We start from the raw sequence: 14431 nt of genomic DNA on the forward strand, positions 1-14431 counted from the left end.
GGTCAGCTGACCTTGATCTCGCTGTACACGGGCAGGCTGAACGGGCTCAGGGCCACGTTGGAGAGGCGCTCCGAGTAGCCGGCGCTGCCGTTCTGGTACCAGAGCGGGATGGCGCCCATGTCGTCCCGCAGGACCTCCTCGGCCTGCTGGAACAGGCCGACGGCCTTGGCCCGGTCGGTCTCCGCGTTGGCCTGGTCGACGAGCTTGTCGAACTCCTTGCTGGTCCACTTGCCGTCGTTGGAGGAGGCGTTGGTGTAGTAGAGCGGCTGGAGGAAGTTCTGGATGAGCGGGTAGTCCATCTGCCAGCCTGCCCGGAAGGGACCCGACATCTTCGACTGGGTGATCTGGTTGCGGTAGTCGGCGAAGGTGCCGACGGGGTTGCCGACGCAGGCCTTGTCGTTGCCGAGCGCGTTGTTGACGCTGTTGCAGACCGCGTCGACCCACTGCTTGTGCGAGCCGGTGTCCGCGTTGTACGAGATCTTGACCTGGCCGCCGGGCAGGCCGCCGCCCTCCTCGATGAGCTTCTTGGCCGCCTTGGGGTCGTATTCGCAGGCGTCGCCGCACAGACCTTCCTTGAAGCCGCCCGCCACGCCGAGGACGGGTGAGGTCCAGTCGGAGGCGGGGGTGCGGGTCTTCTGGAAGATCGTGTCGGTGATCTGCTCGCGGTTGATCGCGCGGGAGAGCCCGGTGCGGACCTTCTCCATGCCGGCCTTGTCCCAGTCCTTGTCGTAGAACGGGAAGGCGAGGGTCTGGATGATGCCGGCGGGGGTGTTGATGTACCGGTCGCCGAGGTCGCTCTTGGCGTTCGCCAGCTGGGCGGCGGGCACGTCGTCGACGAGGTCGAGGTTGCCGGCCATCAGGTCGGTGTAGGCGGTGTTGTTGTCGGTGTAGACCTTGAGGTCGACGCCGCCGTTCTGGGCCTTGTCCGTGCCGGAGTAGGCGTCCCATTTGCGCAGGGACATCTGGGAGCCCTTGGTGTACGAGTCGATCGAGTACGGGCCGTTGCCGACGGGCTTGCTCACCCAGGCCGCGTGGTCCTTGAAGAAGGCCTGGGGCAGCGGCGAGTAGGCCGCGTAGCCGAGGGTGTCGGGGAAGGTCGAGAATTTCTGGTTGAGCTTGACGGTGAAGGTGTCGGTGCCGGTCACCTTGAGCCCGGAGAGGGTGTCGGCGGTCTGCTTGCTGCCGTCCTCGGGGTGCGCCTTGTCGTAGCCGTCGATGTAGCCGAAGAAGTACGCGTTCTTCTGGTTGTTCTTCAGGCTCGCGCCGTAGTTCCAGGCGTCGACGAACGACTTGGCGGTGACGGTCTCGCCGTTGCTGAACTTCCAGCCGCTCTTGATGGTGACGGTGAAGTTCTGCGAGTCGGTCGTCTCGATCTTCTCGGCCATCATGTTGTCGGCCTTGCCGGTCTTGGCGTCGTACCGCTTCAGACCGCGGAAGATCATGTCGAGCACCTTGCCGCCCTGCACCTCGTTCGTGTTGGCCGGCTCCAGCGGGTTCTGCGGGTCGCCCCAGGACGAGCTGAGGATGCCGGAGCCGTCACCGCTGCCGCTGCCGCCGCCGCTGTCGTCGTCACCGCCCCCGCAGGCGGTCGCCGTGAGGGCTACCGCCACCGCGCATGCGGCCCATCGGGCGTGCGTGGCTCCACGCATGGAGTGCCTCCAGTTCAGTGCGCCGTACCGTTACCGGCAAATATCGGTGCACAGCACCCATACCGCACGTCTACTCGGCCCGTCCGGGTTTCCCTCCCGCTTTGGTCATGGCCGTCCAAAGCCGACCCAAGTGACGCACCACCCTCGGGTCAAAGGACAAAAGTCCAGATCAAAGGCGTCAACGAAGCATTGACGCCGACTGAACCGGCGCTGAAAAGTCGCATTCAGCCCGCTGTTCTGCTGTACGCGGGATCCCTCACCACTCCGGGCCTGGAGCACCATGACCTCGCCTATGCCTTCCGCCACCGCACCCCAGGTGACGGCCGATTCCGGTGCCGCAGGGCCGACGCCATCCGCGCCTGCCCGCGGCGGCACCGGCCGCTCGCCGGGGCGGATCGCCTGGCTGCGCTTCCGGCGCGACCGCACCGGGGTCGTCTCGGCCGTCGTGGTCGTGCTGTTCTTCGCGGCGGGTATCGGCGCCCCGCTGATCTCCAAGCTCTACGGCAAGGACCCGTACACGACGTACGGCCAGAACGGCACCGGTCTGCTCAACGAGTTCGGGTTCCCGATCCGGCCCAACGGCGGCATCAGCGGCGGCTTCTGGTTCGGGGTCGAGCCGCAGCTCGGCCGGGACGTCTTCACCCTGCTGATCTACGGCATCCGCAACTCGCTGCTCATCGCCACGGTGACGACAGCGCTGGTCACCCTGTTCGGCATCGCCGTCGGTCTCACCGCCGGCTATCTGGGCGGGCGGATCGACAGCTTCGTCGGCCGGGTCATCGACATCCTGCTGGCGTTCCCCTCCACCCTGTTCTTCATCGCCTTCTGGCCGGTGATGATCTCGATCCTCGTGTCGCCGGAGGAGAACACCCCGACCTGGCTGACCGTCGTCAGCCTCATCTCCGTGATGACCGCGTTCGGCTGGGCGCCCCTGGCCCGGCTGCTGCGCGGTGAGGTACTCGCCCTGCGCGAACGGGAGTTCGTCGAGTCCGCCAAGGTCACCGGCGCCTCACCGGCCCGGATCGTGTTCCGGGAACTGCTGCCCAACCTGTGGACCCCGATCCTCATCCAGGCCACCCTCGCGCTGCCCATGTACGTCACCACCGAGGCGGCGCTCGCCTTCCTCGGGGTCGGGCTCAGCGACCCCACACCCGACTGGGGCGTGATGATCCAGCGCGGGGCGCAGGTCTACCAGAACGACATCACCTACATGCTCTTCCCCGGCCTGTCGATGGTGATCTTCGTGATCGCCTTCAACCTTCTCGGCGACTCCGTACGCGACGCACTGGACCCGAAGACCAGGCGCTGAACAACGGCGCCGGCCTCCTCCCCCGCACGGGAACCACCCCTTCTCCCTGATTCAGGCAGGACACCCCATGTCTCTCTCCCGCAGAAACTTCGTCATCGCCACCTCGGTAGCCGCCGGCGGCTCCATGGCCCTGTCCGCGTGCAGCAGCGGTGGGGGAGGCGGTGGCGGTACGTCCGGGGGCGGCGCGGCCGGGACGAGCAAGTTCGCGACGGTCAGCATCGGCACCAAGACGGACTCCACCGGGCCCGCCCCGGAGATCCCGGGGGCGAAGAAGGGCGGCACGATCCGGCCGATCGGCCCGCAGGACTTCTCGCACCTCGACCCGCAGCGCATCTACTACTCGTGGAACTCCGAGGTCGGCAACCTCTACATCCGCTGTCTGACCGGCTACCGCGTCGACGGCGGCGCGATGAAGCTCGTCGGCGACCTCGCCACCGACACCGGCACCATGGCGGACGGCGGCAAGACCTGGACCTTCACCCTGAAGGACGGGCTGAAGTGGGAGGACGGCAGCGAACTGACCGTCGAGGACGTCCGGCACGGCATCGAGCGCGGCTTCGCCACCTTCACCACCGAGGGCGCCACCTACCTCCAGGCCGCGCTGACCGGCACCAACGACTTCCGCTCGGTCTACAAGGGCCCGTACAGCGGCAAGCACCTCGACTCGGTCGTCACGGACACCGCGAAGAAGACGATCACCTTCCACCTCAAGACGGCCCGCCCGGACCTCAACTGGACGCTGGCCATGCAGTCGTACGGAGCGGTGCCCGCCAAGCACGACACCAAGGAGAAGTACGACAAAGACCCCTTCTCCTGCGGGCCCTACCGGCTCTCCCAGCACTCCGTCGACAAGTCGCTGACGATGGTCCGCAACACCCACTGGGACCCGGCGACCGACCCGATCCGCAACGCCTACCCGGACTCGTTCGCCTTCGAGTTCGGCCCCGAGGCGCTCCAGAGCACCGACCGGCTGATCGCGGACTCCGGGACCGACCAGTACGCGGTGATGGCGTACAGCGGAGTGCCCGCCGAGCGCATCCAGAAGGTGCTGACGACGCCCGCGCTGAAGAGCCGTACCGTCGACGGACTGCTGACGGGCCTGTACTACTACGCCATCAACTGCAAGCGGATCACCGACCTGAAGGTCCGTCAGGCGCTCAACTACGCCTGGCCGTTGCAGCAGATCCGGACCATCTACGGCGGCCCGTCAGCCGGCGACTACGCCACCACGATCCTCGGCCCGGACATGGCGGGCCGGGTGAAGTTCGACGTCTACGGCAAGCTGACGAAGCCGCAGGGCGACACCGCGAAGGCGAAGGCGCTGCTGAAGGAGGCCGGCAAGCTCGGCCAGAAGATCGTCTACACCTACCCGCAGGGCGGCAACGACGCCTACGAGAAGACCAAGGTCGTCATCGCCAACGCCCTGAAGGAGGCGGGCTTCGACCCGGTGATCAAGCCGGTGGAGTCGACCAGCTACTACGACCAGATCCAGCAGGTCGACAACTCCTTCGACGTGATGTGGTTCGGCTGGTCCCCCGACTGGCCGACCGGCTACACGATGCTCCAGCCCCTCTTCGACGGCCGGGTCATCGCCAACGGCGCGAACAACGTCTCGCAGCTGAAGGTGAACTGGGTCGACGCGGCGATCGACAAGGCCGCGGCCATCACCGACCCGACGAAGGCCGACGCGGCGTGGGCGGCACTGGACAAGGAGCTCATGGAGAAGGAGGCGCCGATCATCCCCGAGACGTACCAGCGCCGCTTCTACCTGTACGGCAGCAAGGTGGGTGGCACGGAGTACGACCCCCTGAACTCGTCGTTCGTCCTCTACAAGCTGTACGCCAAGGCATAGGCCGGTTCATTTACTGCGGGCCGGTGGGGGCTGGTCGCGCAGTTCCCCGCGCCCCTTGACGGGGCGCCCCCGCCCCGCACAACCCGACCACCCCGGCACCGGTCCCGCCCACCAGGGACCGGTGCCGGGGGTTCCGCCAGGGAATCCGATCGCCATGTTCCGCTTCATCCTCCGCCGGACACTCAGCGCGCTGATGATCCTCCTCGTCATCAGCGCGATCACCTTCGTCCTCTTCTACGTCGCCCCGCGCGACCCGGCCCGCAGCGCCTGCGGCAAGCTCTGCACCCCGGAGACGCTCGCGCTCGTCCGGCGCAACCTGGGCATCGACGACCCGCTGCCGGTGCAGTACTGGCACTGGCTGGCAGGCGTGTTCGTGGGCCGCGACTACACCGGCCTCGGCCACTGCGCGGCGCCCTGCCTCGGCTACTCCTTCACCAACCACGAGCCGGTCCTCGGCCTGATCACCAACCGCTTCCCCACCACGCTCTCCCTCACCCTGGGCAGCACGGTGGTCTTCGTGGTCCTCGGTGTCGGTACGGGCATGCTCGCGGCGGTGAAGCAGGGCCGGGCCCTGGACAAGATCGCGTCGTCGCTCTCGCTGATCGGCTCGTCCCTGCAGATCTACATCGTCGGCGTGGTGGCCATGTACTACCTCTCCGACCAGTGGGGCATCCTCCCCCGCCCCCAGGACAGCGTCGGCTTCTCCCAGGACCCGGTCGCCTGGTTCAAGGGCCTGCTGCTGCCCTGGTTCGTCCTCGCGATCATCTTCACCGCCAACTACACCCGGATGACCCGCTCCCAGCTCGTGGAGACCCTCGCCGAGGACTACGTCCGTACGGCCCGCGCGAAGGGCCTGTCCCGCCGCACGGTGTTCTTCCGGTTCGCCTGGCGGGGCGCGATGGGCCCGATCGTCACGATCCTGGGCCTCGACATCGGCTATCTGCTCGGCGGCGCGATCATCACCGAGGAGACCTTCGGCCTGCACGGCATCGGCGCCCTGTCCATCAAGGCGGTACGGGACAACGACCTGCCGCTGCTGCTGGGGGTCGTCCTGGTGGCCGCGGCGGCGATCGTCGTGGCGAACATCGTGGTGGACGCGGTGTACGCGCTGATCGACCCGCGGATCAGGCTGGCGTAGGGGGACTCGATGACCTCACCGCACGCCCCGCCGCCGGCCGAGCCCTTCCTCTCCGTGCGGGACCTGAAGGTGCACTTCACCACCGACGACGGTGTGGTGCGGGCGGTGGACGGGCTGTCCTTCGACGTCGAACGGGGCAGGACCCTGGGCATCGTCGGCGAGTCCGGCTCGGGCAAGTCGGTGACGAACCTGGCGATCCTGGGCCTGCACGACCGTACGCGCACGACACTGTCCGGCGAGATCCTGCTGGACGGCAAGGAGTTGCTGACGGCGCGGGAGCGGGAACTGGAGAAGCTGCGAGGCAGCAGGATGGCGATGATCTTCCAGGACGCGCTGACGTCCCTGTCGCCGTTCCACACGGTGGGCCGCCAGATCGCGGAGACATACACCAAGCACACGGGCGCGTCCCGACGGGAATCAAGGGCCCGTGCAGTGGAGATGCTGAGGCGCGTCGGCATCCCGCAACCGGCACTCCGCGCCGACGACTACCCCCACCAGTTCTCCGGCGGTATGCGCCAACGGGCGATGATCGCCATGGCGTTGGTGTGCGACCCCGAACTCCTGATCGCCGACGAGCCGACGACATCCCTGGACGTCACGGTCCAGGCCCAGATCATGGACCTGCTGGGGGACCTCCAGCAGGAGTTCGGCACGTCGATCGTCTTCATCACGCACGACCTCGGGGTCATCTCCCGTATGGCTGACGACATCCTGGTGATGTACGCGGGCCGGGCGGTGGAGCGAGGCACCCGGGCCGAGGTACTGAGGACGCCTGAACACCCTTACACCTGGGGCCTGTTGGGCTCGATGCCGACGCTGCGCGCCCCGGTGGACGTGCCGCTGTCCCCGATCCCGGGCACTCCCCCGTCACTCCTCGACCCGCTCCCGGGCTGCCGCTTCGAGCCGCGCTGCGCGTTCACGGAGCAGGTCCCGGAGGGCCACTGCGCGAGCCGACGCCCCCTCCTGCCCCGTACGGCAGCCCACGGCGCGGCCTGCCATCTGACGCCGGTCCAGCGTGGGGAGTACTACCTGGACTACGTGGGTGCGGACACAAGATGACACGAAGGACCTGATCGCTACTCTTTGGGTATGGACTACGCGAAGATGCGCGCGATCGCCGAGGAGCTGACGGCCTACGCCGAAGAGCTCGAAGGGACCTGGAACGTCGAGATCGGCCCTTCGGGCCCCTTCCTGGCCATGATGAGCCCGTCGAAGCGTCACGAGGGCACGATCCGCCGTATCTGCAAGCAGCTGGACGAGCAGCTCCTCACCACGCACCCCGGTTACATCTGCGCGACCGGCCCCGAGATCGAGCACCCGGCCATAAGCCGTATGCGCCGCCCGGATGCCGTCGTCATCCCCGAGGACGTCCTCGACGAGGAGGGACTCGCCGTCGACGCGACCCAGGTGCTTGCGGTCATCGAAATCGTCTCGCCGTCCAACCCGAACAACGACTACGGCGAGAAGCTGACCGAGTACCCCGCGATGGGCATCGCCCACTACATGATCGTCGATCCCCGCACGGGCACCATCGAGGTGCACTCCGACCCGTGCAAGGGCCGCTACGAGCGCAAGGACCCCTACATCTTCGGCGACCCGGTGCCGGTCGGCCCCTGGACCGTGCAGACCCACGCGTTCCGCCGCTACGGGAAGGCCGGGAACGACCCGAGCTGAACGCCACCGACGGTCAGCCCAGTTCCCCGCGCTCCACGCAGAACTCGTTGCCCTCCGGGTCGGCCATGAGCACCCATCCGCCGCCGTCGGGCCTGCGGTGGTCAGCGACGACCCGGGCCCCGAGGGAGACCACCCGCTCGACCTCCTCGTCCCGGGTGCGCCCGTGCGGTCGCAGGTCGAGATGCAGGCGGTTCTTCACCGCCTTGCCCTCCGGCACCTGGATGAACAGCAGCGTGGGGCCACCGTCCGGGTCCTGGAGCACCGCCTCCGGGTCGCCGGGCTTGTCGTCGTCGGCGAGCGGGCGGCCGAACACCGCGCTCCAGAACAGGCCGAGATCGTAGGGGTCACCGGTGGTGTCGAAGGTGATGTTGTGGATCGTCGGGAAAGACAACGAGGCCTCCAGGCCATGTGAGGGATACCGCCTCGCAGCGTCCCCGACCCTGCGCCCGCGTGTCGAACGAATAAAAACCGGGGGTGAGGAGCTGCTGCTCCTCACCCCCGGCCGACTCCACGTCTGGGAGCCTCAGTCCTGCGTGGCGTCCGCCTCCAGCGCCTTCAGCGCCGGGTCCAGGACGACGTCCTCGTCGCGGGCCTCCGTCGTCGGGTCCTCCGGGAAGTGGCAGGCCGTCAGGTGGTTCTCACGGTTGCCGGAGATCTGGACCAGCGGGGGCTCCTCGCTCGCGCACTTGTCCTGGGCCTTCCAGCAGCGCGTACGGAAACGGCAGCCGGACGGCGGGTGGATCGGCGAGGGGACGTCACCGGCGAGGCGGATGCGCTCGCGTCCCTCCGACTCGTCGTCCATGGCCACCTCGGGGACGGCCGACAGGAGAGCGTGCGTGTACGGGTGACGCGGGCGGTTGTAGATCGAGTCCCGGTCGCCGACCTCGACGATCTTGCCGAGGTACATCACCGCGACCCGCTGCGAGAAGTGCCGCACGATGGCCAGGTCGTGGGCGATGAACAGGAACGCGATGCCCATCTCCTCCTGGACCTTCTTGAGGAGGTTCACCACCTGGGCCTGGATGGAGACGTCCAGCGCGGAGACTGGCTCGTCCGCCACGATCAGCTTCGGCTTCAGGGCGAGCGCGCGAGCCACCCCGATGCGCTGACGCTGACCGCCGGAGAACTCGTGCGGGAAGCGGTTGTAGTGCTCGGGGTTGAGCCCGACCAGCTCCAGCAGCTCCCGGACCCGGTTCTCCCGGCCGCCCGCGGGCGAGATCCCGTTGACCTCCATCGGCGACTTGATGATCGTACCGACGGTCTGCCGCGGGTTCAGGGAGCTGTACGGGTCCTGGAAGATCATCTGGATCTCGGAGCGGACCGGCGCCAGCTGCCTGCGCGAGGCGTGCGTGATGTCCTGGCCGGAGTACGTGATCTTGCCGCTGGTCGGCTCCAGGAGACGGGTGAGGAGCCGGCCCGCGGTCGACTTGCCGCAGCCGGACTCGCCCACCATGCCGACGCTCTCGGCGACACCGATGGTCAGATCGATGCCGTCGACCGCCTGTACGGCGCCGACCTTCCGTTTGATCGGGAAGCCGCCGTAGATCGGGAAGTGCTTCGTAAGGCCCTCGACCTTGAGCAGTTCCTCGGTCGACGTACCGGTGGAACCCTGCTGTGTGGGGAGGGTGAGGTTGTCACTCATGTCTCGGTGCTCCCTAGCGCAGCCGGGGCTGGATCTTGTCGATGAAGATGGTCTGCTTCTGCTCCGCCGACAGATGGCACGCGGAGGCGCGCCCGTCCGGCAGCGACGGCCGTACGTCGGTGCAGCGGCTGCCCGACACCTCGCCGGTGAAGGCGCAGCGCGGGTGGAAGGCACAGCCCGAGGGCGGGTTGAGCAGCGAGGGCGGCGAGCCGGGGATCGGCGTCAGCGCCTCGTTGATGTCGCCGTCCAGGCGCGGCATGGAGGTGAGCAGGCCCCAGGTGTACGGGTGCTTCGGCGTGCGGAGCACTTCCTTGACGCTGCCGCGTTCCACGGCCCGGCCCGCGTACATCACCAGCAGGTCGTCGGCCATGTTCGAGATGACACCGAGGTCGTGCGTGATGAAGATGATCGCGGAGCCGAACTCCTGCTGGAGGTCCTTGAGCAGGTCCAGGATCTGGGCCTGCACCGTCACATCCAGCGCGGTGGTGGGCTCGTCGGCGATCAGCAGGTCGGGGTCGCACATCAGCGACATGGCGATCATGGCGCGCTGGCGCATACCGCCGGAGAACTGGTGCGGATAGTCGTCGAAGCGCGTCTTGGGCTGCGGGATGCCGACCTTCTCCAGCATCTGCACGGCCCGGTCCTTCGCCTCCTTCTTGGAGGCGCCCCGGTGCTTCATGTACGGCTCGGACAGCTGGCGGCCCACCGTGTAGTACGGGGAGAGCGCGGTCAGCGGGTCCTGGAAGATCATCGCCATCTTGTTGCCGCGGAGCTGTTCGAGCTCCTTCTCCGTGGCGGTGACGAGTTCCTTGCCGTCGAGGACGATCTCGCCGTCGACGGTCGTGCTCATCGGGTTGTGCAGACCGAGGATCGTCAGGTTCGTGACGGACTTGCCAGATCCGGACTCGCCCACGATGCCCAGGGTCTTGCCGCGCTCGACGTCGAAGGAGAGTCCGTCGACCGCCTTGACGATGCCGTCCTCGGTGGAGAACTGCACCTTGAGATCGCGGACCGAGAGGAAGCTGTCCGGACCGGTCGGGGCCGGTGCGCCCTCGGGCTTGGTCAGTGTGGTCACGGTGGTTCGTTTCTTCCTAGGAGAGCCGGACGCGCGGGTCGATATAGGCGTACACGATGTCGGTAAGGATGTTCAGGATCAGGATGAAGAAGGCCCCGAACAGCATGATGCCCATCGTCAGCGGGAGGTCCTTTTGGACCGCGCCGTCCACGGCCAGGCGGCCGATCCCCTGAAGGGAGAAGGTCAGTTCGGTGACGACACCGCCGCCGAGCAGGGCGCTGATGTCGATGCCGAGCACAGTGACGATCGGGATGAGCGACCCGCGCCAGGCGTAGCGGAAGAAGACGTACCTCTGTGACATGCCCTTGGCCCGCGCGGTGCGGACGTGTTCCTCGGCGAGCTGCTCGATCATCGAGGCGCGCGCCATACGCGTGTACTGCGCGGTGAAGATGGTTGCCATGACGACCATCGGGATGGACAGTCCGACGAGCCAGCCGACCGGGTCCTCGGTGAACGGCACGTACTGCGGGTTCTCCATCCAGCCGGTGCTGTAGACGAGGACCGTCAGCGCGATCGGGCCGAGGAAGTAGATCTGGAACGAGCTGAGCACCATGGACGAACCGGTGGCGACCTTGTCCACCAGGGAGCCTCGCTTGTAGGCGGCGAGCATGCCGGCGCCGAGACCCACGACCAGGAAGACGACCAACGCGCCGAGCGTCAGCGACAGGGTCGTCGGGAAGCGGTCCTTGATGAGGTTCCAGACCATGTCGTTGTAGTAGAACGACTGTCCGAGACAGGGGGCGCTGCAGTGACCCTCGGGGAAGTCGCGGCCCATCAGGATGCCGGACATGAAATCCCAGAACTGCTGCGCGATGGGCAGGTTGAGCCCAAGAGCGGTGCGGATGTCCTCGAGTCTCGCGGGCGAGCAGTCCTTGCCACAGGCCAGTGAGGCGTAGTCGGAGGGCGCGGCGACGAACAGGAAGAAGGTGGCCGCACCGATCAGGAACAGGGTGACGACGGCACCGACCGTGCGCCGGAGAATGAACTGAAACATGGCGGGAGGGCTGCTCTCTGCGGAGACGGTGTGGGGCAAGGTTCACGGAACCGCGGGGGTGCGCTCCGCCTGGTGCGCACCCCCGCGATCAGCCGTACAGAGTTACGACTTCAGGAACAGTCGGGTGACGTCGATGTAGCTCGACTCGGTGCTGTAGCGGGCACCGCCGATGTTCGAACCGTAGAGCTGGAACTGCTTGGTGTACCAGAGCGGAGCCGCCGGGTTCACGTTCTGCAGGATGTAGTGGTGCGCTTCCGTCCAGGTCTTGGCGGCCTCGGTCGGCTCCTGGGTCAGAGCCTTCTTGATGAGCTCCTGGACCTTCGGGTCGTTGATGTGCGAGTAGTTCGGCGAACCGTCGGCGACCTGGTCACCGTCGTAGACCGGGGTGACGACCGTGCCCGGCGACGGCCAGTCCTGGCCCCAGCCGGAGATGTACATGTCGTACGGGTTCTTGACCTTGCCGATCTGCTCGTAGTAGCTCGCGGAGTCGACCTCCTTGGCCACCACGTCGATGCCGATCTTGGTCAGCGCGTCCTCGATGGCGACCTTGCGCTTCTGGCCGGCCGAGCTGTTCGAGTAGGCGAAGACGAGCTTCTTCTCGGCGGCCGGAACGTCCTTGAGGAGCTCCTTGGCCTTCGCGATGTTGCCCGCCGGCGTCTTCAGACGGCCGTAGGGGTCGTACGTGGCCTCGTAGCCCGGCAGGGTCGGGGCGAACAGGTTCGCGGCCGGGTCACCACCGTAGGCGCCACCCTCACCGGCGATGAGCGACTTGGAGTTCACACCGTAGGTGATCGCGTCGCGGACCTTCTTGTTCTTCACCCGGTCCAGGTTGAACGTCAGCGTCATGACGTAGGGCTGGTAGCCCTTGATCGTGCGCTTGTTGACCGCGGGGTTGCTGATGACGTCTTCGATCTGGGTGGCGTCGACGGATCCGGTGAACTGGATCGCGTTCTTCGAGCTGCCCTGGTCGGCGATCAGACGGCTCGTCTGGGTCGCCTCGGTGACACCGAAGTCGAAGTTCCAGCCGTCCAGGTACTGGTGGCGCACCGAGTCGGTCTTGGCGTCCCAGTTCTCGTTCTTGACAAGCTTCAGGGACTTGCCAGCCTTGTACGAGGCGATCTTGTAGGGGCCGGTCGAGACAGGCGCCGTGTCGTACTTCGCCTTCGTGTCGGTCTTCTCGGGGACGACCGAGTAGCCCGGCATGGCCAGCGTCTGCGGAAGGTCCGGACGCGGGGTGTCGAAGTGGAAGATGACGGTCTTGGCGTCCGGGGTGTCCAGGACGGTGGCCGGCAGGTGCTTGGAACCGAAGCCGCCGTCCTTCAGCGCGTCGCGGTACTTCGGGCCGCTCAGCCAGGTCTGCAGGTAGCTCGGGCCGTCGAAGATGAACGGCGCGTACTGGCGCTCGATCGTGTGACGGATGTCGGCGGACGTGATCACGTTGCCGTTCTGGTCCTTCACGCCGTCCTTCAGCGTGTAGGTCCAGGTCTTGCCGCCGTCCGAGGACTTGCCCGAGTCGGTCGCGAGGTCACCGACGACCGAGGTGCCGCCCTTGCCGTCCTCCTCGAAGTTGGTCAGCCCGCGGAAGAGCAGGTTGGCGAGCTGGCCGGCGTCCGAGACGTAGATCTGACCCGGGTCCAGGTGCGTGAGCCCCGACTCCTGGTAGACGTCGACGGTGCCGCCGCTCTTGGCGCCGGCAACCTCCTCCGCAGGACCGGTCGACGCGGCGGCGTCGGCGTAGACGACCGCCTTCGACTGCTTGGAGGCCTCCGCCTGGTCCTCCTTGGAGCCCTTGCTGCCGGAGCCGCCGCCCTTGTTCTCGGAGCAGCCGGTGAGCGCGAGGGAGCCGGCCGCGATGGCGACCACGATGGCCCGAGTTCTGCGCGAGTTGAACGACTTCATGAGGCTGAAGCACCTACCTGTCGGTTTGTTATCCATGAGTACTGCCTGACGCCCGGCTGGTAGGCCGACGCGGGGGCGGCAGTCACCCCCCACCAATGGACGATCAGCGCCCGGACTTGGGGTCGAACGCGTCCCGAACAGAGTCCCCGAGAAGGTTGAAGCACAGGACGAAGATCACCAGTGCCGTGCCCGGGAAGAACATGAACGCCGGATCCTGCTTGGCGTAGTCGGAGGCGGCGGCGAACAGCCGCCCCCAGTCCGGAGTCGGTTCGACGAACCCGACGCCGGCGAAGGAAAGGAACGCGATGGTGAGAATGGTGCTGGGCAGCTGGTACGTGAACTGCACCAGGATCGGCGAGACCACGTTCGGCAGGATCTCCTTGCGGACGATCCGCCACGGCGAGGCGCCCGAGACCTTCGCGGCCTCGACGAACTCGCGCTCACGCAGCGACAGCACGGTCGAACGGACCAGTCGGGCCATGCCCATCCAGCCCAGCACCCAGAGCACGATCAGCATCGCCAGCGCACGGAAATATGTGGGGGTTTCTTCCCGTGGGTCGACGAAGAACGCGGTGACCACCGGCATGAACGCGATGAAGAACAGCTGCGACGGGAAGGAGAGGAAGAAGTCCGTGACCCGGCCGACCCAGTAGTCGACACGCCCGCCGAAGTAGCCACCGATCAGGCCGATGAGAACACCGGTGATCATCACCAGCACAGTCACGGCCACCGCCATGAACAGCGAGGTGCGCATGCCGTACATCAGCATGGCGAACAGGTCGCGGCCGTACTGCGGCTCCACACCGAACCAGTGGGTTCCCGACACGCCGCCGAAGTAGCCGAGCGGCAGCCCGAAGTCGTCGAGGACGGGGCTGTCGGCATACGTGGGGTCCTGGCCGTACAGCGTGTAGGGGTTCGTCCCGCTCAGCTTGACGAGCAGGGGTGCCGCGAGGGAGACGACGAAGTACAAAATCACTACCACGGCGCAGATGACACCGGTACGGTCACGCTTGAAGCGCTGCCACATCAACTGCCCGGGAGAACGGCCCTCGAGCGTCTTCGGGCCCTTGGCCGGCTCAGGGTTCGTATCGAGCTCGGGGTCCAAGGCGATCGAGGGCCCGGCGCCTTCGGCCTTGGCTGGACTGGTCATGTGTGTTCTTCCCCCGGGGGGTTGGAGAGTTGTGCGCAGCACAGATACC

At 66.9% G+C, this 14431-nt stretch carries 12 protein-coding genes; 5 read left to right on the plus strand and 7 right to left on the minus strand.

Annotated elements, in window-relative coordinates; translation table 11 throughout:
* Positions 1-2 precede the first annotated feature (2 nt).
* On the minus strand, positions 3-1649 hold the full coding sequence (locus G3I56_RS35935; RefSeq protein ID WP_164416534.1) for an ABC transporter substrate-binding protein: 1647 nt from the start codon (positions 1647-1649) through the stop codon (positions 3-5).
* 292 nt (positions 1650-1941) lie between these two features.
* Here G3I56_RS35935 and G3I56_RS35940 point away from each other — a divergent pair, with 292 nt between their 5' ends.
* The 5 genes from G3I56_RS35940 (at position 1942) to G3I56_RS35960 (ending at position 7622) form a co-directional block, all read left to right on the plus strand.
* Positions 1942-2958 (plus strand): ABC transporter permease, encoded by a 1017-nt coding sequence (locus G3I56_RS35940; RefSeq protein WP_239135306.1) that lies wholly within the window; start codon positions 1942-1944, stop codon positions 2956-2958.
* A 67-nt stretch (positions 2959-3025) separates the two neighbouring features.
* Positions 3026-4810 carry an ABC transporter substrate-binding protein gene (locus tag G3I56_RS35945; protein WP_164416539.1) on the plus strand — a complete coding sequence of 595 codons (1785 nt, stop codon included), beginning with the start codon at positions 3026-3028 and terminating at the stop codon, positions 4808-4810.
* A 154-nt stretch (positions 4811-4964) separates the two neighbouring features.
* Positions 4965-5948 (plus strand): ABC transporter permease, encoded by a 984-nt coding sequence (locus tag G3I56_RS35950; RefSeq protein ID WP_164416541.1) that lies wholly within the window; start codon positions 4965-4967, stop codon positions 5946-5948.
* A gap of 9 nt (positions 5949-5957) precedes the next feature.
* Positions 5958-7007 carry an ABC transporter ATP-binding protein gene (locus G3I56_RS35955; protein ID WP_164416543.1) on the plus strand — a complete coding sequence of 350 codons (1050 nt, stop codon included), beginning with the start codon at positions 5958-5960 and terminating at the stop codon, positions 7005-7007.
* Positions 7008-7037: 30 nt separating this feature from the next.
* A complete protein-coding gene (locus G3I56_RS35960) occupies positions 7038-7622 on the plus strand; it encodes a Uma2 family endonuclease (protein WP_164416545.1) in 585 nt (194 codons plus the stop codon).
* Between the two features lie 13 nt (positions 7623-7635).
* On the opposite strand, the gene G3I56_RS35965 is transcribed toward G3I56_RS35960, so the two are convergent.
* From G3I56_RS35965 to G3I56_RS35990, 6 genes are all read right to left on the minus strand, one after another.
* Positions 7636-8013 (minus strand): VOC family protein, encoded by a 378-nt coding sequence (locus tag G3I56_RS35965; RefSeq protein ID WP_164416547.1) that lies wholly within the window; start codon positions 8011-8013, stop codon positions 7636-7638.
* A gap of 132 nt (positions 8014-8145) precedes the next feature.
* Positions 8146-9264 (minus strand): dipeptide ABC transporter ATP-binding protein, encoded by a 1119-nt coding sequence (locus G3I56_RS35970; RefSeq protein ID WP_164416549.1) that lies wholly within the window; start codon positions 9262-9264, stop codon positions 8146-8148.
* Positions 9265-9277: 13 nt separating this feature from the next.
* Complete coding sequence (locus G3I56_RS35975; protein ID WP_164416551.1) at positions 9278-10339, minus strand: ABC transporter ATP-binding protein; 1062 nt, start codon at positions 10337-10339, stop codon at positions 9278-9280.
* Between the two features lie 16 nt (positions 10340-10355).
* Positions 10356-11333 carry an ABC transporter permease gene (locus G3I56_RS35980; protein ID WP_164416553.1) on the minus strand — a complete coding sequence of 326 codons (978 nt, stop codon included), beginning with the start codon at positions 11331-11333 and terminating at the stop codon, positions 10356-10358.
* 102 nt (positions 11334-11435) lie between these two features.
* Positions 11436-13232: an ABC transporter substrate-binding protein gene (locus tag G3I56_RS35985; protein ID WP_203691475.1), complete on the minus strand. Its 1797-nt coding sequence runs from the start codon at positions 13230-13232 to the stop codon at positions 11436-11438.
* A 103-nt stretch (positions 13233-13335) separates the two neighbouring features.
* A complete protein-coding gene (locus G3I56_RS35990; RefSeq protein ID WP_164416555.1) occupies positions 13336-14382 on the minus strand; it encodes an ABC transporter permease in 1047 nt (348 codons plus the stop codon).
* Positions 14383-14431: the final 49 nt, after the last annotated feature.

This window comes from Streptomyces sp. SID12488, from assembly GCF_010548275.1.
Taxonomy (GTDB): Bacteria; Actinomycetota; Actinomycetes; order Streptomycetales; family Streptomycetaceae; genus Streptomyces.